General features: G+C 41.7%; 18 protein-coding genes. 8 read left to right on the top strand and 10 right to left on the bottom strand.

Annotation, left to right across the window (positions count from 1 at the left end):
- Positions 1–7 precede the first annotated feature (7 nt).
- From ACA086_RS06355 to recR, 3 genes are all read right to left on the bottom strand, one after another.
- Positions 8–781 (bottom strand): exonuclease domain-containing protein, encoded by a 774-nt coding sequence (locus tag ACA086_RS06355; protein ID WP_371002515.1) that lies wholly within the window; start codon positions 779–781, stop codon positions 8–10.
- Between the two features lie 48 nt (positions 782–829).
- Entirely contained in the window at positions 830–2,188 is a 1,359-nt protein-coding gene (locus ACA086_RS06350) for a dihydrolipoamide acetyltransferase family protein (protein WP_371002514.1), read from the bottom strand.
- A gap of 83 nt (positions 2,189–2,271) precedes the next feature.
- Positions 2,272–2,895, bottom strand: a complete 624-nt coding sequence (gene recR, locus ACA086_RS06345; protein ID WP_371002513.1) for a recombination mediator RecR — start codon at positions 2,893–2,895, stop codon at positions 2,272–2,274.
- A gap of 58 nt (positions 2,896–2,953) precedes the next feature.
- On the opposite strand from recR, the gene ACA086_RS06340 reads away from it, so the two are divergent.
- Positions 2,954–4,414 (top strand): sodium:solute symporter, encoded by a 1,461-nt coding sequence (locus tag ACA086_RS06340; RefSeq protein WP_371002512.1) that lies wholly within the window; start codon positions 2,954–2,956, stop codon positions 4,412–4,414.
- Positions 4,415–4,416: 2 nt separating this feature from the next.
- Here the strand turns inward: ACA086_RS06340 and ACA086_RS06335 are convergent, their stop codons facing one another.
- Positions 4,417–4,779: a CoA-binding protein gene (locus ACA086_RS06335; protein ID WP_371002511.1), complete on the bottom strand. Its 363-nt coding sequence runs from the start codon at positions 4,777–4,779 to the stop codon at positions 4,417–4,419.
- Between the two features lie 322 nt (positions 4,780–5,101).
- On the opposite strand from ACA086_RS06335, the gene ACA086_RS06330 reads away from it, so the two are divergent.
- Complete coding sequence (locus ACA086_RS06330) at positions 5,102–7,549, top strand: TonB-dependent receptor domain-containing protein (RefSeq protein WP_371002510.1); 2,448 nt, start codon at positions 5,102–5,104, stop codon at positions 7,547–7,549.
- 90 nt (positions 7,550–7,639) lie between these two features.
- Here the strand turns inward: ACA086_RS06330 and ACA086_RS06325 are convergent, their stop codons facing one another.
- Both ACA086_RS06325 and ACA086_RS06320 read right to left on the bottom strand, forming a co-directional pair.
- A complete protein-coding gene (locus ACA086_RS06325; protein ID WP_371002509.1) occupies positions 7,640–8,188 on the bottom strand; it encodes a pyridoxamine 5'-phosphate oxidase family protein in 549 nt (182 codons plus the stop codon).
- Positions 8,189–8,207: 19 nt separating this feature from the next.
- Positions 8,208–9,215 carry a 3-oxoacyl-ACP synthase III family protein gene (locus ACA086_RS06320; protein WP_371002508.1) on the bottom strand — a complete coding sequence of 336 codons (1,008 nt, stop codon included), beginning with the start codon at positions 9,213–9,215 and terminating at the stop codon, positions 8,208–8,210.
- Positions 9,216–9,420: 205 nt separating this feature from the next.
- Here ACA086_RS06320 and ACA086_RS06315 point away from each other — a divergent pair, with 205 nt between their 5' ends.
- Positions 9,421–11,880 carry an alpha/beta hydrolase family protein gene (locus ACA086_RS06315; RefSeq protein WP_371002507.1) on the top strand — a complete coding sequence of 820 codons (2,460 nt, stop codon included), beginning with the start codon at positions 9,421–9,423 and terminating at the stop codon, positions 11,878–11,880.
- A 9-nt stretch (positions 11,881–11,889) separates the two neighbouring features.
- Here ACA086_RS06315 and ACA086_RS06310 read toward each other — a convergent pair whose 3' ends face one another.
- Entirely contained in the window at positions 11,890–13,197 is a 1,308-nt protein-coding gene (locus ACA086_RS06310; RefSeq protein ID WP_371002506.1) for an ABC1 kinase family protein, read from the bottom strand.
- Between the two features lie 24 nt (positions 13,198–13,221).
- Positions 13,222–13,884: a TetR family transcriptional regulator C-terminal domain-containing protein gene (locus ACA086_RS06305; protein ID WP_371002505.1), complete on the bottom strand. Its 663-nt coding sequence runs from the start codon at positions 13,882–13,884 to the stop codon at positions 13,222–13,224.
- 360 nt (positions 13,885–14,244) lie between these two features.
- On the opposite strand from ACA086_RS06305, the gene htpG reads away from it, so the two are divergent.
- On the top strand, positions 14,245–16,128 hold the full coding sequence (gene htpG, locus ACA086_RS06300) for a molecular chaperone HtpG (RefSeq protein ID WP_371002504.1): 1,884 nt from the start codon (positions 14,245–14,247) through the stop codon (positions 16,126–16,128).
- Positions 16,129–16,186: 58 nt separating this feature from the next.
- Positions 16,187–16,540, top strand: a complete 354-nt coding sequence (locus tag ACA086_RS06295; RefSeq protein ID WP_371002503.1) for a DoxX family protein — start codon at positions 16,187–16,189, stop codon at positions 16,538–16,540.
- A gap of 28 nt (positions 16,541–16,568) precedes the next feature.
- Here the strand turns inward: ACA086_RS06295 and ACA086_RS06290 are convergent, their stop codons facing one another.
- Positions 16,569–16,982: a hypothetical protein gene (locus ACA086_RS06290; RefSeq protein ID WP_371002502.1), complete on the bottom strand. Its 414-nt coding sequence runs from the start codon at positions 16,980–16,982 to the stop codon at positions 16,569–16,571.
- Between the two features lies 1 nt (position 16,983).
- A complete protein-coding gene (locus ACA086_RS06285) occupies positions 16,984–17,562 on the bottom strand; it encodes an RNA polymerase sigma factor (protein ID WP_371002501.1) in 579 nt (192 codons plus the stop codon).
- Positions 17,563–17,680: 118 nt separating this feature from the next.
- Here ACA086_RS06285 and ACA086_RS06280 point away from each other — a divergent pair, with 118 nt between their 5' ends.
- From ACA086_RS06280 to ACA086_RS06270, 3 genes are all read left to right on the top strand, one after another.
- Positions 17,681–18,031 carry a DUF6249 domain-containing protein gene (locus ACA086_RS06280; protein WP_371002500.1) on the top strand — a complete coding sequence of 117 codons (351 nt, stop codon included), beginning with the start codon at positions 17,681–17,683 and terminating at the stop codon, positions 18,029–18,031.
- Positions 18,032–18,150: 119 nt separating this feature from the next.
- The gene (locus ACA086_RS06275; RefSeq protein WP_371002499.1) at positions 18,151–19,275 is read left to right on the top strand and encodes a helix-turn-helix domain-containing protein; all 1,125 of its coding nucleotides are present in this window, start codon (positions 18,151–18,153) and stop codon (positions 19,273–19,275) included.
- Positions 19,276–19,442: 167 nt separating this feature from the next.
- Positions 19,443–19,676: a hypothetical protein gene (locus tag ACA086_RS06270; RefSeq protein ID WP_371002498.1), complete on the top strand. Its 234-nt coding sequence runs from the start codon at positions 19,443–19,445 to the stop codon at positions 19,674–19,676.
- The last annotated feature ends 50 nt before the right edge of the window (positions 19,677–19,726 follow it).

Raw genomic sequence — 19,726 nt, 5'->3', positions numbered from 1 at the left:
CTGCCTACTAGAGTTTATTGTTAAGCTTTCTTAGTTTGATCTGAGTAAGTACCTTTTTGGTATAGAGGGGAAAATCTGCATTCAGGATCCAACCAAAATAACCCGGCTCTTCTTCCAGCACCACACTCACCTTCTTTCCCTTGTGTTTTCCAAAGGTGAAAATTTCCTCCTCATCCTCGTCAAAGCCAATAAATCCGGCAAAATCTGCATTCTGGCGATAGGTCGAAAAATCTGCCAGTTTTTTAATATTATTTTCCAGATCGGGGTAGCGGTCTAACTGAGCCAGGAGAACCTCGTAAGTAGCCTCGGTATCAGCCTTTGCCCCATGGGCTCCCACCAGTTCCTTGTCACAATAGAATTTATATGCAGCCGAGAGTGTACGCTGTTCCATTTTGTGAAAAATCGTTTGAACATCAACAGAAACCATGTTCTTCATGTCAAAATCAACACCGGCCCGTAACATCTCCTCTGCCAGTAGTGGAATATCAAAGCGATCTGAATTAAATCCGGCCAGATCACTCTCCTTTATAAACTGATATATCTCCTTGGACAACTCGGCAAAAGTGGGCTCGTTCGCCACCATTTCATTAGAAATACCATGGATGGCGACCACATTTTCAGGAATTTCACATTCTGGATTCACCAGCCAGGTACGCTGTTCTTTCTCCCCATTAGGTATGACTTTGAGAATGGATATCTCTACTATTCTGTCCTTTGCTACATTAGTACCAGTGGTCTCGAGGTCGAAAAAGCAGATAGGCTTGCTGAGGTTTAATTTCATTTCCTTGATTTTGCGTGTTGCAGATTCTTACTCCCGTTACGGAAAAAATCAGATTTCCCGTTCAGTATCCCAATCTTCCAGATAATCTGCCACGGCTTTGACAAACATACCTCCCAGCGCGCCATTCACCACCCTGTGATCATAGCTGTGGGAGAGGAACATTTTACTTCTGATACCAATAAAGTCGCCTTCCGAAGTCTCGATAACAGAAGGAACTTTTCGGATAGCTCCTAAGGCCAGTATGCCTACCTGGGGCTGATTAATAATGGGGGTGCCGAAGACACTGCCAAAAGTTCCCACATTGGTCACGGTATAGGTACCGTCTTTGATTTCGTCGGGTTTTAGGTTATTGGTCCTGGACCGGTGGGCAAGATCGTTCACAACCTTTGCCATGCCAACCAGGTTGAGCTGATCCGCATTTTTTATGACTGGAACAATCAGGTTTCCATCGGGAAGGGCTGCCGCCATTCCAATATTGATATTTTTCTTTTTGATCACATTATCCCCGCTAACCGAGATATTGACCATGGGAAACTTTTTCAGGGCTTTGGCCACGGCTTCCATAAATATCGGGGTAAAGGTTAGTTTCTCGCCTTCACGTTTCTCAAATGACTCTTTTACTTTGTTACGCCAGTTAACCACTTTGGTGACATCAACCTCAATAAAGCTTTGAACATGAGCAGAAGTTGAAATACTGTCGGTCATATGTTGAGCGATAAGTTTACCCATGCGCGTCATCGGTATCACTTCATCAGCTCCACTCGCCTGGGCCGTGCTTACCTTATGAGGTATATCGGCCGATATGGGTGCTTCTATTTTAGTCTCGGCTTTAGGTTCTATGGGTTGTTCAACAGCCTTGGTTTTTTCTTCATTCCCATTTTTCCTTTTTTCAATATACGAGAGGATATCGTTTTTCGTTACTCGTCCTTCAAGACCGGAACCCTCTATGGAATCGAGCTCCTCAAGAGAGATAGATTCCTGCTTGGCAATATTCTTCACAAGAGGAGAATAAAATCGTTCTGAAGATGAATAGTCTGCTGTTGGCGCAGCCACCGTTTCTTTAGCCTGTATTAAGGGTTGTTCAACGGCTGCAGTTACTTCTTCGGGCACAGCTTCTTCCTCTTTTTTTATTTCCACATCCGGGGAGGAATCCAATGCTGAATCTCCTTCGGTTTCAATTATAGCAACGGTCTGCCCTACTTTTATAACGTCGTCTATCTCAAACAGCTTTTCCACCAATACTCCTTCCACCTCGCTTGGAACCTCCGAGTCTACCTTATCTGTAGCGATTTCAAATACGGCCTCATCCATGTCTATGGTGTCGCCGACTTCCTTAAGCCATGAAGTAAGGGTAGCTTCCGCTACACTTTCCCCCATTTGTGGTAGTTTTAATTCGAATTTTGACATATTCTTATAAAGGGACTTGTTTAGTATAGTATTTTTGCAAAAATACTAAAATTTTGCTCTATTTATTAAGTTTTCGATATTCCTTAGCCATTCGCCTTCAAGGAAGTTTCGAATGGGATTCGTTGCACAATACTTCTTCCCAGCGTAATTTCATCAGCAAATTCTAATTCATCTCCCACTGCAATTCCCCTTGCGATGGTGGAGGTTGTAAGCTCCTGGTCCTGTATTTGCTTGTAAATATAAAAGTTAGTAGTGTCTCCTTCCATCGTTGAGCTCATAGCAAAAATCAGCTCACGTACCTCCCCACTTTTTACTTTTTCCACCAGGGATTGTATACTAAGATCCTGGGGACCTATTCCTTCCATGGGAGAGATTTTACCTCCCAGTACGTGGTATAATCCGTTATACTGACTCGTATTTTCAATCGCCATCACGTCCCGGATATCTTCCACCACACAAACCAGACCCTGATCTCTTTTAGGGTTGGCGCAAATTTCACAAAGAGCCACATCAGATATATTATGGCAGTTACTGCAGAATTTTATTTCCTTCCGAAGGTTTTCCAGCGCTTTGGCCAATCTCTCAGTCTGTCCCTGGGGTTGTTTCAACAAGTGCAAAACCAACCGCAGTGCCGTACGCTTTCCAACACCCGGCAATTGGGACATTTCATAAACGGCATTTTCAAGAAGTTTAGAAGAAAATTCCATACCGGCAAAATTACGTACTATTTTTACTTTTTGTACTTTGCACAGGAAATTAATTTGAATGACAGCCACCCATATTCTGCTGCTGATCGGGGCGTATTTCCTGGTCCTGATCCTGATTTCCTACCTTACCGGACGCAATGATTCCAATGCCGATTTTTTCAAAGCCGGCAGGAAATCTCCCTGGTTTGTGGTTGCCTTTGGCATGATAGGGGCTTCACTCTCTGGTGTTACATTTATCTCGGTTCCGGGCTGGGTAGCGTCATCAGAATTCAGCTATATGCAGGTGGTCTTTGGCTACCTGGTCGGCTATTTTGTCATTGCATATATTCTCCTGCCTATCTACTATCGGCTCAACGTAACCTCTATTTACGAGTATCTGCAAGGTCGTTTTGGTATCGTTAGCTATAAGGTTGGGGCCGTTTCTTTCTTTATCTCAAGGGTGCTGGGTGCATCCTTCCGGCTTTTCCTGGTTGCTATTGTATTACAACAATTTGTCTTTGACGCCTGGAATGTCCCTTTTGAACTTACGGTAGTCCTTTCCATCTTATTGATCTGGATCTATACCTTCAGAGGAGGAATCAAGACGATTGTTTGGACCGATACCCTGCAAACACTTTTCATGCTCTTATCCGTGGGTCTGTCGATCTATTTCATCAATGAGAAACTAGGCTGGGGTTTTGTTGAATTTTTAGAGTCGGAGGAGTTAAAAGAATACAGCCAGGTCTTTTTTACAGACGACTTCTTTCAGAAAAATCATTTTGTAAAATCATTCCTCGGAGGGATGTTTATTACTATATGCATGACAGGTCTGGACCAGGATATGATGCAAAAAAACCTCACTTGCAAAAATCTCGGGGATGCACAGAAAAATATGGTTTCCTTTAGCCTGATCCTGATCGTTGTAAACCTTGTTTTTCTTCTCCTGGGCGCCCTGCTATTCATTTACGCTGAACGATTTGATGTTGCTCTTCCCCTGATGGACGGAGAGCCAAAATCTGACCTTCTTTTTCCTGAGATCGCACTTAATAGCGGATTGGGGATGGTGGTAGCCACCACCTTTATTCTGGGACTTATCGCTGCGGCCTACAGCAGTGCCGATAGCGCGCTCACTTCTCTGACCACATCCTTTTGCGTAGATTTTCTGGGGATTGAGAAAAGGGAAGTTTCCCAACAAAAACGACTTCGTAAAAAAGTGCATGTGGGAATGAGTCTGCTTTTAATTCTGGTAGTGATCAGTTTTAAATATGTACTTGATCGGAATGTTATAGACGGACTCCTCACGGTAGCCACTTTTACTTACGGCCCTTTGCTGGGCCTGTTTGCATTCGGCATTTTTACAAAATACCAAATTATGGACAGACTGGTGTGGGTTGTTGCTCTTTCCTGCGTCTTAATAGTTATGGGTCTTTCCTACCTTCCAGCGGAGTATCTTGGCGGATATGAAATTGGTTACGAACTCCTTCCATTTAACGGCCTTATTACATTCCTAGGTTTATGGTTGATCCGCAAACGAATCTAACCTTAGTTGTATTGCCCCATGGACAATAGTACAAGGGTACATGCTACTTCCACCTCTATACCCGCTTCTCTGAGAAGTTGGTAAAACTCCGGGTTTTCTGTACCCGGATTAAAGATGACACGCCTGGGGTTCAGGTCGATAATAGTCTGATAAAACTGCCGCTGCCTTTTGGGGTTCATATAAAGGGTAACGGTGTCTACCTCTTTAAAACCATCACAAGATGTCCTGATTTGAACCCCTGATACCGTCCCTGCCCTTAATCCAAAGCCCAGCACTTCTTCCGAAGCCTCCACCAGCCTTTTTATGGCAACATAGCTGTAGCGATATGGTTTTAGTGATGCGCCGAATACCAAGGTTTTCTTCATCTGATGAGCCTGGTGTTAAAGTGTGTTAAGAAGTGTAACGTATCGATAAGGCACTCGTCTTTTACATATACAAAATTCATTGCGACGCTGTATTTTTAAAGTTAATGGTTAGTGTTTAGTGCAGCATAACAATGATAGAAACCCCGGTGTAGCCACCGGGGTTTTGTTTTTTTATACCCTGGCGATTTCATCACTTCTAATCATCCAAAGCTAAAAATAATAGTGTTAAAACACTTTTTCCGGGTAACATTATTGTATTTCATGCGTCTTTTAAGTAATCATCATCAATCAATCAATCAATCAATCAATCAAAAAAGTAGTCATGAGAAAATTTCGCGTGTTTCTGGCCGCGATGGTCTGTACAATCCATTTGGCCTATGGTACCAACAATTTATCCGATTTAAAGGAAGGGTCTATTCTGGGAAAAGTTGTGGATCAGGACTTGCAACAACCCGTTGCCTATGCCACCATCATTGTTAAAACCCTTGACAAGACAACAGTAAAAGGGGGAATTACATCCGAAGACGGAACTTTTCATATTGAAAAATTACCCGATGGGGAATTCATCATAGAGGTACAGTTCATCGGATACAAAACTCACGTCCAAAAGATAATCTTAGACAAAGGACACCGAAAACTCGAACTGGGAACGATCGCCATTGCAGAAGAAGCAGAAAACCTGTCTGAGGTAGAAGTTGTAGCTGACAGGACTACCATAGAGCAACGTATTGACAGAAAAGTCGTAAATGTTGGAAAAGACCTGACTACAGCTGGTGCAACGGCTTCCGACATCATGAATAATATTCCCTCTGTAAACATTGATCAGCAAACGGGAGAGCTGAGCCTCAGGGGAAACTCTAATGTAAGGGTTATGGTAGATGGTAAATTGTCTAATGTTCCCGTTGCACAACTCCTGAGACAAATCCCATCCTCCTCTATCAAGTCGATTGAACTCATTACCAACCCATCAGCCAAGTATAATCCTGAAGGGATGAGTGGTATAATCAATATCATCCTTCATAAAAATGCGAATATCGGATTCAATGGTAATCTCAATACCGGCCTTACCGTTGGCATTGAGGCCAAATTCAATTCCTCTCTCGACCTGAACTATCGAAATGGGAAGTTTAACCTTTATGCCAATGCCGGTACGAACATTGCCAAGTATGTGAATGACGGGCATGTCTACCGCGTAGTAGAAAATTCAGAACAATTCTTTGATTTTACCAACAACAACAAGTCGTATTTGTTTAAGGTGGGTGTAGACTTCTATCTCAATGAGAAGAACACCCTGTCATTTTTTACCAACCAGAATATCTTTAACGGCCAAGGAAGGGGACTCACTAATGTTTTTTACTACGATAATCCAAACCTAAATAACAGTCAGGTATTCGCCCCGGACAACGAAAATCTAAGTGAACAATACAATTTTGACTACAAGCTTGATTTCAAAAAAGAAGGGCATAATATTGAACTTGAAATCGACCACAATCGTTTTGAGGATGATGAAGAATCAGACTTTATTATCAGCGGCAATTCTTCCATTCCAAATTATATGGACTTTGTAGACACCCGCAGAACACAGACGATCGTAAACCTGGATTACGTTAATCCTCTCGATTCCATTTCGAAGATTGAAGCAGGCCTTGAATCCCGAAATTTTGAAACACAGGTAGATTACAGCTCCACAGGCCTTACTTTCAATGCCAGTGGGGATTTACGACCAACCCCTTCAACAGATTTTGTATATGGGATGGATATTTATTCAGCTTATGCCACCTTCGGGCAGAATTACAATAAATGGTCTTATCAAATAGGGCTCAGAGTTGAAGATGTAACTGTAAAAGCAGACACCAATAATATAAGAGCCTTCGACGATAAATATACCCAGCTCTATCCCTCGGTATTCCTGACTTATACGCCTAATGAAAAAGATCAGCTTCAATTGAGCAGCAGCAGGCGGGTAGACCGACCGGGACTAACACAGGTCAATCCCATCCGGGAATGGGCAACTCCCTTGATTTCCTCCTTTGGGAATCCGAGTCTTGTACCACAATTCACTTCCTCCCTCGAACTGAATTATACCAGAAGACTAAAAAACGGCAGTATTACCTCAGGTGTTTTTTACAGAACCATCCGGGACGAAATAAACAGGGCGGTTTATGTAGACAGGCTAGATCTGAACAAATTGATACTGACCTTCGACAATTTCGATAATACTTCAGCCTATGGGATGGAGGTTTCTTCGAACTACAAACCGGTAAAATGGTGGAATATAAATGGAAGTTTTGACCTTTATTCACAAACACAACGAGGAATAACAGAAAGTCTCCTGGAGTCAAATTCCGAAGCCACCATTGATGATATCATCACCGAAAATGTAGAAGTTGAAAATGTAGCCTGGAACTTGAGATTTAATAATAGTTTTACGCTTACAAAGCAACTGACATTGCAGTTGTTTGGATTTTATCGCGGCCAGAATCAAAATATTCAGTTTACGGTTAAACCTATGTACTTTGTGAATTTTGGAGCACGATACGGATTTGCCCAGGGGAAAGGTACCCTGAGCCTTAATTTCAATGACATTTTTAATACTATGCGCTTTGCATTCGACGGGGAAAGACCTTTTTTACAAAATGGTGCTTTCAATTGGGAGAGTCAGAATGTTTATGCCGGAATTTCCTACCGCTTTGGAAGTGGTAAAAACAGAGCATCAAAGAGAAAGCAAAGGGACAACAATACAAAACAAGGCAGTGGGGGAATTCTATAAGGAAACCTGAGATTCTGTATGTTGGGCGCCGGGTTGATTCGTCTCAACTTCAGAATTTGTTGATAAGCCCGACACCAATGTCGGGCTTATCTAATTATAATCCGGCAAACCAGTTGGTCTCCCGTCTAAACTAAGGGTATTTTTCTTTTTTCTGTATTCCAGTAATCCCTGCTCTCCAAGATCTTTTGCCCAGTCGAGCAACTCCTCCCGATGTCCTTTGTATTCCATTAAAGGCACTCCCATTCCGCAGGAGGACTGAACAAGTTCTACGTCCATTTCAAAGATTTGTCGTGATCCGGGGATGTCGGGAAATAATTCTTTCATCTTATCAAACTGAGGATCCCCGGGATGAAATACCGAGGCCTTGCCGTATAATCGGAGAATTTTAGGTGCACCCTGGAAAGCGCAAAACATAATGGTCATCCTATCTGATTCCATCACATGTGCAGCAGTTTCGTTGCCACTTCCCGTGAGATTCAGCCATACAACTTTGTTCTCACTTAATATCCTGAAAGTATCAATCCCCTTTGGGGACAGATTGATATGACCTTCTCTAGTTGCAGTAGACACGAAGAATACAACTTGTGAGGCGATAAATTCCCGTTGAGCGGAACTTATAGATTTAAATTGTCTCCCCATAGCTTAATCGTATTTCAGACTACCATCTGATGATAACACTTCCCCATGTAAATCCGCTGCCAAATGCGGCCAGCACCACCAGGTCGCCTTCCTTTATTTTTCCCTTCTCCCAGGCCTCCGTAAGGGCAATAGGGATGGAAGCAGCGGTTGTATTGCCGTAGCTCATGATATTGTTATAAACCTGATCATCAGAAAGTCCGAACTTATTCTGAATAAACTGTGAGATACGAAGATTGGCCTGGTGAGGGATAAGCATATCTATTTCATCTACCTTCAGATTGTTCTTTTTTAAACCTTCCATGATCACTTCTGAAAAGCGAACAACAGCATTTTTAAATACAAACTGACCGTTCATATAGGGGTAATAAGAAACATCATCAGGATCATTGTCTTCCAGAATATCGGTTACCCACCGATGTCCGATTCCCGGTGCTAGTAATGAGAGCTCCTCGGCGTGTTGTCCTTCAGAGTGAAGGTGAGTAGAAAGAATTCCCTTTTTTGGATCTTCTTCCCTCGTGAGTATTGCCGCACCGGCACCATCACCGAAAATGACAGAAACACCACGACCTCTGGTAGAAAAATCGAGACCTCCCGAATGCAATTCTGAACCGATCACCAGGATATTTTTATACATTCCGCTTTTTATGTACTGGTCTGCTACGGAAACAGCATAAACAAATCCGGAACATTGGTTTCTCACATCCAAAGCCCCTACTGTTTTTAAATCAAGGTCGCGCTGCACCAACACACCCGGTCCTGGGAAATAATAGTCCGGACTCAGCGTGGCAAAAACTATAAAGTCGATTTCATCCTTATCGATTCCTGCTCTTTCAATAGCAATTTTGGCGGCCTTCACGCCCATGGAGGTAGTGGTATCCTTTCCTTTGACTACATGCCTTCTTTCTTTGATTCCGGTACGTTCCTGAATCCAGGCATCATTGGTATCCATAAGCTTGGAAAGATCGTCATTAGTTACTACTTGATCGGGTACATAGAAGCCCAGGCCCGATATTCTAGAATTGTACATATAGGAAGCGTTTAGCAGTGACGAGGATCAGAAGTCCTGTCCTTAGTTTCGTTTAGATGTCCTAAAATACCGATTCTCCTAAATCTGGCCTAAAGAATGTGAAAAAGATTATGCATGCCGGTTATGACTAATAGCATTTGATCTCTAATTAACTTGCAATTTTCCCTCTCTTTGTGCTAACTTACCCTTCCACAAAACACACATTATGAAACTCAGGATAATTTCTTCAGGCTTTTTTGTTCTATTTCTCACACTTTTAATACCAAATGTTGGTCACTTACAGGAAAAATTAACCTATCAGCAGCCCTCCCAGGAAATATTGGAACTGGTGGATGCCCCCCTGGCACCCAGGGTGATCATGACAGATAACGGCAAGCATATGCTCCTACTTTACAGGAATGCCTACAAGAGTATTACCGAGCTTTCTGAGCCGGAAATGCGGCTGGCCGGACTGAGGATCAACCCGGCGACCAATATTGGCAGCAGGACCAATTACTACAACAATATTATGGTCAAATCACCTTCTGAAAGAGACGGGCGGCAGGTTGCGGGCTTACCGGAAAATCCAAGGCTAGCCAACTTCAGTTTCTCCCCCGATGAGTCGATGGTAGCTGTAACCAATACCACCCCCCAGGGTGTGGAGGTCTGGGTGCTCGATCTCGTAAAAGCCGAGGTTAAGAAGATAACGGAGGCCAGTGTGAATGCCAATTTAGGTGATGTAATCAATTGGTTTAAAGACAGTTCATCGCTTTTAGTTAAAATGCTACCCGATTCAAGAAAGGAATTGATCGATCAGATTCAGGCGGTACCTGAAGGTCCTACGATTTCAACCAATGATGGGAAAAAGGCTCAGAATCGCACCTACCAGGATTTACTTTCAAATCCAAACGACGAGTTTAACTTCCAGCAACTTGCACAATCTGAGCTTTACATAGTTTCCCTGGACGGAAGCAAGTCGCTTTGGAAACCTGCAGCAATGTATCGCAATATCAGCTTTTCACCTAATGGTGAATATGTTATGGTGGTCACTGTGGAACAGCCATTTTCTTATCTTGTTCCATATTATCGCTTCCCATCTACCACCACCATCTATTCTAAAGATGGGGATCTGGTAAATACCATACTTGAGGTTCCTTTAATTGAGGATCTGCCAAAGGGATTTATGGCAGAACGCAAAGGGATGCGCGACCTTAGCTGGCGGGCAGACAGGGAAGCCACCCTGATTTATGTGGAAGCCCTTGACGAGGGAGACCCTGAAATAGAAGTTCCATTCAGGGATGCGGTATACATGTTAGAGGCACCCTTTAATGGAAAAGGATCCCTTCTTTTAAAAACCATCAACAGGTTTAATTATATAAGCTGGGGTAATGATGAAATTGCAGTCGCAAGAGATTATTGGTGGAATACCAGAAATACCAAATTGTATGTCTTTAATCCTTCCGATCCGAAAGAGGAACCAACCATCCTGGTCGACAGGAATTATCAGGACGTCTATAGTGATCCCGGCTCATTTGTTATGAAACGAAACAAAACCGGGAATATGGTATTGAGCCTCGACTCAGAAAACAATGCTTTTCTGCTGGGGGATGGCTATACCGATAAGGGGCAGTTTCCTTTCGTAGATCAGATCAATATGAACACCCTGAAGAAGGAGAGGCGTTATGAATCCAGACTTGAAGATAAGAAAGAAGATCTTCTCGATTACAAAGTTGCGGAAGATGAATTGCTGGTCAGGATTGAATCGAAAAATATCTATCCTAACTACTATTACAAACACTTAAAGAAAAAAAAGGGACCTACTCAGCTCACTTTCTTTGAAAACCCCTTCAAGAGTATTCAGGACGTGCATAAGGAAGTAATCACGTATACGCGCGAAGATGGACTGGAACTCAGTGGAACATTGTATTTACCGGTTGGCTACAAGAAGGATTCGGGTGAGAAGATGCCCATGATTCTCTGGGCCTACCCACGGGAATACAAAGACAGGAATAGTGCTTCTCAAAATACCAAGAACCCAAATGAATTTACCTATCCCTATTGGGGTTCACCGGTCTATTGGGTCACAAAAGGCTATGTTGTCCTCGATGGCGCAGCCTTCCCTATAATTGGAGAAGGTGATGAGCAGCCCAACGATTCTTTTAGAACCCAATTAGTAGCAAATGCAAAAGCAGCTATAGATGCGGTTGACGCTATGGGCTATATAGACCCTAACAGGGTAGCTGTTGGTGGCCATAGTTATGGCGCATTTATGGTGGCCAACCTGCTTTCGCATTCAGATTTGTTTGCTGCCGGAATTGCGCGAAGCGGGGCATACAACAGAACACTCACGCCCTTTGGCTTTCAAAGTGAAGAACGCAATTATTGGGAAGCTCCCGAAGTATATTATACAATGTCACCGTTTATGCATGCCGATAAAATGAAAAGTCCCCTGCTGCTGGTTCACGGAGTTGCAGACAACAATTCAGGGACCTATCCCATGCAGAGTGAACGCTATTTCAATGCCCTAAAGGGGCTTGGTGCTACGGTGCGTCTTGTAATGCTACCTAAGGAAAGTCATGGCTACCGGGCAAAGGAAAGTATAATGCACCTTTTGTGGGAACAGGATCAGTGGTTAGAAAAATACGTAAAGAATCGTAAAACCGAAAGTGAGACAGGGACCAGGTGATTTCTGTCTCTAGATATATTTCTTGTAATTGTTTACCTCTACCCTGGCTCTGAGGTCATGTAAGAGGTTGTATAGGCCAAAAAAGGTCCTGTTAATATAAAGAAAATGTCTAGACCCTCTGTTGCCGTTCATCTTTCGGAGGTGTTCGTCTTTGGAATAACGCTGACTAAGGTCGGCAATGCGTTCCCAGAAATCATCCGATCCAAAATCGAAATAGTCTTCGTGGAAGGGCATAGTGAAAAGGGTCAGTAATTCTTTAAAAAGGGCCTTGAAAAATTTTCTTTCTTCAGGACTGTCAGCAGGAGTAAGGATTTCCAGGGCTTCAAGTTTTTGTTCGAAAAGATGGTCATTTTCAATAACATGCCGTTGTGCAAGTTCAAAATAGGGAATGTAGAACTCGTCCGGAACCTCTTTGATACAGCCAAAATCGATGGCTATCAGGCGATGATCCTCGCTGATCAGAAAATTTCCGGGATGGGGATCGGCATGGACTTTTCTCAGTCCGTGCATCTGATACATATAAAAATCCCACAGAGTTTGGCCCAAATAATTTCCAGTTTTCTCAGAGAAGGAAGTTTTAGTAAAATCACTCAGATGAGTTCCCTCCATCCAGTCCATAGTAAGGATTCGCTCGCTCGATAAACTCTCATAATACTGAGGAAAATCCAGGTTAGGAAGGTGATTGCAGGCCTTTGAAATTTCCTTACTCTGACTTAGTTCAAGCACATAATTGGTCTCTTCCAGTAATTTATCTTCAACTTCCCTGAAGTATTTTTCAGAATCTTTACCCTGCAGGTTGAACATGCGTGTTGCAATGGGCTTTACCAGGGCCAGGTCTGATGAGATACTTTGGGCAACACCGGGGTATTGAATCTTTACAGCCAATTGTTTCCCATCCTTTTCTGCCCTGTGCACCTGCCCTATACTGGCGGCATTAATAGATTCAGGATCAAAGGAATCAAATATTTCTTCGGGGTAATTCCCCAGATATTTCTTAAATGTTTTTCTTACCAGGGGGGCAGATAAGGGGGGCACTGAGAACTGCGACAATGAAAATCGCTCCACATAAGCTCTGGGAAGGAGATTTTTCTCCATACTGAGCATTTGAGCAACTTTTAATGCGCTCCCTTTCAGGCTCTTTAAACCATCATAAATATCAGTAGCATTGTTTTCGTTTAGCTCATCCTTTGAGACATCCCCATGAACCAATTTTTTACTGTAGTATTTTACGTAGTTGCCCCCTACTTTTACCCCGGTTTTAACCAATTTGCCGGCTCTTTCTATTTTTCCCGTAGGAATTTTGTCAAGTGTTTTCATAATGGGGTTTTAGAGGATAAAAGCCTAATGAGCCATGTTTTCTTTGTAGAGAAATTTTCCAAAGTCGACTATACTATCCAAAGGGGTGTTGTCAAAAACATCAAAAACTGTTTGAACCGACTTTTCTATGGCAACATCCGTTTTCTCAAAGCCTGGGGAAGAATCCTCACTCCAGAATTTCAGAAGAAATAAAAACTGCAGCCATGCGCCTTCGGAAAATAAGGCAGGATTATGCCTGGAAAATTTCGAGGATTTTTCTGCATTTCCATCTTCGATCAGATCTTTTGCAAATTCCTTTATTTGGGTTCTCAGGCCTTTTAATTGTTCCATATTCCTTAGCATAAAACCATTCTCATTCAAGGAAAACAGTATATAACTCCTGTTGAGGGTGAAAACTTCAAAAATGGTAAAGAAAAAAGACAGCATTTTGTCCTTGTTGCTGTACTGTCCAAATTCTTTATTCTTTTTCAACACCTCCATTGTATTGTCATAAAAAGTATTCCAGATGCTTGTCTGAAGATTTTTTAAAGAGCCGAAGTGCTCGTAGAACGATTCTTCGCTTTCTTCGATCGACTTACAAAACTTATACACCGAGGACGGCCTTTTCTCCTGTTCCAGCACATATGTCATATAGGCTGAAACGATCATTTTGCGAATGTCGGTTTCTTTCAATTTTTTTGAAGGCATATATCGAGTTTTTTGTTATAGATAATTTACAATTTTTTAAACGTTAAACTTGTTAAGGATATGAGAATATTCTAAAATCTAAGAAAGCGTGCCCTTTTGAGAAGACACGCTTTCTAACAACCTAACCAATTAATAAACAAACTGATTACTAAAATCAATTTTACTTTTTCATAGCAACGATTTCTTAGTAATCATGTTCAAATATAAATAATGTTTATATTATTTTACTATTTTTTAAACAAAAAGATTTGTTAAAGTTTCAGAATTTACTAAAAAGAAAGAATTAAATGTCAGTTTGTCACCTATGACAGCAATGGTACTTTTTTTGTTCATTGCAACGGGAATTAAAAAATAATAAAGATGGCAACAGGTAAAATCAATGTTTCTGTAGAGAATATTTTTCCTCTTATTAAAAAGTTCCTTTACAGTGATCATGAGATCTTCCTTAGAGAACTTATATCAAATGCAACGGATGCAACCCTAAAACTTAAACATCTTACATCCATAGGAGAAGCTAAGGTGGAATACGGCAATCCGATTATCGAGGTGAAAATCGATAAAAAAGCAAAAAAGCTTCACATTATTGACCAGGGGATAGGAATGACCCAGGAGGAAGTGAAAAAGTATATTAATGAGGTAGCATTCTCGGGGGCTGAGGAGTTTTTAGACAAATACAAAGATGCGGATAAGGACGCCGGTATCATTGGGCATTTCGGACTTGGATTTTACTCCTCCTTTATGGTCGCCAAAAAGGTGGAAATCCTGACGAAGAGTTATAAGGACGAACCCGCGGCACATTGGAGCTGTGATGGAACCCCTGAATTTACCCTTAAAAAAGGTAGTAAAGATTCAAGAGGTACAGAGATTATCCTCCATCTGGCTGATGACTCTGAAGAATTTCTTGAAGAAGCACGTATCAGGGAATTGTTGACCAAATACAACAAATTTATGCCTATCCCTATCAAATTTGGCACTCGTACCGAGACATTGCCAAAACCTGAAGGGGCAAAAGAAGAAGATGAAGCACCTACCCGGGAAGTAGATGATATTATAAATAATCCCAACCCGGCCTGGACTAAAAAACCGGCAGACCTGAAGGATGAGGACTATAAATCATTCTACCGGGAACTTTATCCCATGCAGTTTGAGGAACCCTTGTTCAACATCCACCTTAATGTGGATTACCCTTTTAACCTGACAGGTATTCTGTACTTCCCAAAACTGACCAATGATCTAAACATACAAAAGGACAGGATTCAGCTTTACCAGAACCAGGTTTTTGTAACAGATAATGTTGAAGGTATCGTCCCTGAATTTCTCACAATGCTACGAGGGGTAATCGATTCGCCAGATATTCCCCTGAACGTGTCACGTTCCTATCTGCAAGCCGATGGGGCTGTTAAAAAGATAGCTTCCTATATCTCAAGGAAAGTAGCCGACAAACTCAATTCCCTGTTTAAAGACAACCGGGAGGACTTTGAGGCCAAATGGAATGACATAAAGATTGTGATTGAGTACGGGATGCTTTCAGAAGAGAAATTCTTTGAAAAAGCCGATGCCTTTGCCTTATACCCAACTGTTGAAGGGGCATATTACACTTTTGAAGAACTGAAAGAGAAACTTTCTCCGGCACATACCGACAAGGATGGCAAACTCGTAGTGCTTTACGCTTCCGACAAAGAAGCTCAACATGGCTATATAGAAGCTGCCAGGTCACAGGGCTACGAAGTACTTTTGCTCGATTCCCCAATTGTAGGACATCTGCTTCAAAAACTGGAGACCTCTAAGGAAAACCTCTCCTTTGCCAGAGTTGATGCAGATCACCTCGACAATTTGATCAAAAAAGAAGATACCAAGATCAGTAAACTCTCAGAGGAGGAAAAGGAAAATTTAAAAACCCAGATAGAAGAAGTACTCGGGGAAAAAGGATATACGGTTCAACTCGAAACCATGGACAGTCAGGCCGCGCCATTCATCATCACGGAACCCGAATTTATGCGTCGGATGAAGGAGATGCAACAGACAGGAGGAGGAATGTTTGGAATGGGAAATATGCCCGATATGTTCAATCTGGTCGTAAATACCAATCACGAACTGGTTTCAGAGATTTTAAATACCAAAACAGCTAAGAAAAGGGCCCGACTTATCAATCAGTCCCTTGATCTGGCAAGACTATCCAAAGGACTGCTGAAAGGGGAAGCCCTCACCAATTTCATCAAACGCAGCTATGAGATGGTAAAATAATTGACAGCTATTAAATAAAAAAGACCGCTTTAATCAGCGGTCTTTTTATTTTTACAGAATGGACGAACCCTGGCACCTCTACGCAATGGCCGCTATGTATTTTGTGGCCGGACTCATGCATTTTGTAAAACCAAAGGCTTATATGCGGATCATGCCGTCTTACCTGCCTTACCACAGGGAATTGGTTTACCTCAGCGGTGCTGCAGAGATCGCCCTGGCCATTGCACTTTGCATCCCAGAGACAAAAGCATTGGCCATAGCAGGAATAATCCTGATGCTGATTGTCTTTCTGCTTGTACATTTTTATATGTTAAGAGGGGAAAAAGAAGGAGCCGGTATACCCAAGTGGATACTCCTCCTCCGGATTCCACTGCAATTTGGCCTCATGTATTGGGCATTTTGGTACCTGTAGTGCCGGAATTGCTCTATGGATAAACTTTTCAGATTGCCATCCTTCTTTTAAGCCAGCTGTTTTTAAACCATAATACCTGAAGCGTAAAACTTAAGATCAGGGCTAAGAAAGAGTACACCAGAATCCCGGAACTGCCAATTTGTGGAAGATAGGACTCTACTGAGGAAAATACCTCCATGAATTCTGAAACAGCTAAATCGGGCATATATGAACCCCATCCATCTGAAAGAAATCCCGAAACAAGCAATATTGTAACAAGGGATATCACCAAAATCCAACCGGTCCTCGAAAGCAAAGGCACGTATTTGGGACTGACTTGAGAAGGTGATGCCTCAAGTCGTTTCAATACTCCTCTGGTAAATCCATCTGAGGGTTGCTCAAGGGGTAACTCTGAGAATAATTCCCTCAATCGGTCGTCTATCTGTTTTTCCTCGTTGTGCATTTCAGTTACTATTAATTGTTTTAATATCAACCACCAGAAGGCTTTCCAATTGTTTCCGGCTTCGAAATAATCTCACTTTTATGGCATTTTGACTCATATCCATGATCTCGGAAATTTCACGGATCGTCAGCTGCTCGTAATAATACAGCGTAACCAAAGTAGCGTCAATTTCAGGCAGTCGGTCAATGGTCGCTTTTAACAACTCCTTGCGTTCTTTCCTGTCTATTGCCTCCAGGATACCATCCGCAGCCTTTAATTTCCTCACCCCATCATCCTCAATAGAGTTTAAAATAGGCTGTCGCTTGTTTTGTTTAATCCTGTCGAGGCTTTTGCGATATGCTATTCTGTACAACCAACTAGAGAATTTTGCGTCTCCCTTAAAGGTTTTCAGGGCTTCAAAGGCTTTAACAAAAGTATCCTGAGCAATTTCTTCTGCATCCTCTTTGTTCTTCAGTAATCTGCACGCCAAGGTAAAAATCAGATACTTATACCTGTCCACCAGCACACCGTAGGCCACATGGTCGCCGGCAAGCGATCGGCTTATTAATTCCTTATCCTCAGGTAATAGCATATGTTCCATTAGACGGCCTGCAAGGGTTGGTGGTTACATCAGACTAAAAAAAATACACCTTTTTCGTAACCCGGCCAAGAAATAGTCCGTCTTACCTAAAAACAATGTTTAACAAATCACACATAACATGGGAGGAGAAGTAATAATTTTTATCAGTATTTTTTTGATGGTCTTTGGCATCAGCTATCTTTATTTAACAACTCGTAACAAGGAAAGACTCGCCCTGATCGAAAAAGGCGCAGAAGCGAGTATTTTTGTCAAGGGTAAAAGGGAAGCGACCGCCCCTTTCTGGAAGGTCCTCTTATTAAATATTTCGCTCTTGTTGATGGGTATCGGACTAGCCATCTTTATCGCCTCATTGATGGTAGAAATGGGATTAGATGAGGATGTTGCTTATCCGGGTACAATCTTCTTAATGGCAGGTTTAGGCTTATACATTGGCTTTACCCTTACCAAGAAACTCGACAAAGAGGAGTAACCAGAATACAACACTAACTTTATACTGAAAAACCAGGGTTCTATCCTTGGTTTTTTTTGTTTTTTTCCTTCCCTTTACGGTATTCTGTGAATAACAGGTCAAATGCCTCTCCTTTCTTTATGATAGACAATCTAAACATTAATTTTCAAGTCCTTTTAGATGCTATAGGGCTAGTTCAGGGGGTAAGTATAGGGATTTTACTTATGATCATGGGCCTACGCAAATTCAGAAATTCCTTTTTTCTGGGACTTTTCCTGCTTTTGTATGCTTTAGAATTAGCTACCTGGATTTCAGTAAACAGCAAAATCTCAGACATATATCCCGATTTATTTCTCCTGCCTTTTAATTTTTCCTGGATTCTTTTTCCATTATTCTATATCTATACCCAACAGGTTTCTGTCTTTTCAAATAAAAAGATCAAATACTGGTTACTCTTTCCGGGTATTATTTCTGTTATAGCTCAAATAGTTATTTTCTGGCTCCCCTTTGAAACCAAGGTTGAAATTAGGGAGAGTTTATGGCATACAGTTATTTTCTGGGTGTTGGGCAACTACTATTCATGGATTGTAGGGATTTGGAATTTACGCTTACTTTACAAGCATCGGGTTGAAGTCCTGAACACTTACTCGTATATCTCTTTCAAGGAGTTGATATGGGCTCGCTACTTCCTGATTTATCTATTAATAACTTCCGTATTCGGGCATATTATTGCCTACGGATTCCCAACTCTAGTAGAGGACAACACTATATTTTCCGTAATGGACCTGATTGCTATCTATTGGGTCTCATACTTCGGTATCACTCAGCGAAATGTACGCTCCCTGATCACAAGTATTCAACCCGGAAAGAATTCAGAAGATTCGAGTGCTGAAAAGAAGATTCACCCTGATTTGATTCCTGAAAGACTGGAGGAAGTCATGCTCGCCATAGCCAGATACATGAATGATTCGGAAATTTATATGAATCCGGATATGACAATTATGGACCTGGCTGATGGAATAGGTGAACATCCCAAACGTGTTTCAGAGGCCATTAATACTATAGAAAAACTAAATTTTAATTCTTTTATAAATCAATATCGCATTGAGAAGGCGTTAGCCATACTTGACACTGAGGATAAGCTTAACTGGAGCATGGAGGGTATTGGCATAGAAGTAGGCTTTAAAAGTAAGAGTGCTTTTTATTCGGCCTTTAAAAAATTCACCGGAACCACCCCAACTCGCTTTAAAAATACAGGGTCCTGAAAAGATTAGTAAACCAGATTTAAATATCGGACTACATTATTCTCTGACACTCTCAATTTCCTCTAATCATTAAAATAACAGTTCTAAATTCAGAAATCAGAACTAAAATCTGGTCCGAAAACTTAGAATCTCCCCTTTTTAAGTGCATTTTTATAAAAAAGGGAAGGATGTACCCAAAAAACAAGAGTTTAATACTGTTTATTTTATTTCTATGGTTTGTCTTTGCCGCCTGGGAAATGGATGCACAAGCCGCAGAACAAACCTTGCCCAATACCTACATCCGCTTAGATCTACTTATGCTTCCTTTTTTAATAATCCTCACAGGATATGCCATTTACATTTTGGTTCGAAATCACAATTTTGATAATTCCCGGGATACCGATCCCAATCAGGAATTTTAAATCAAGTTTTGTTCCTTTTACATCCTCATAGTTATCCTTTCTTTTCAATG

The organism is Muriicola sp. E247 (genome assembly GCF_041358175.1).
Lineage (GTDB): Bacteria > Bacteroidota > Bacteroidia > Flavobacteriales > Flavobacteriaceae > Muriicola.
Note: the sequence above shows the minus strand (reverse complement) of the source record. Positions and strands in the feature narration are given on the sequence as shown.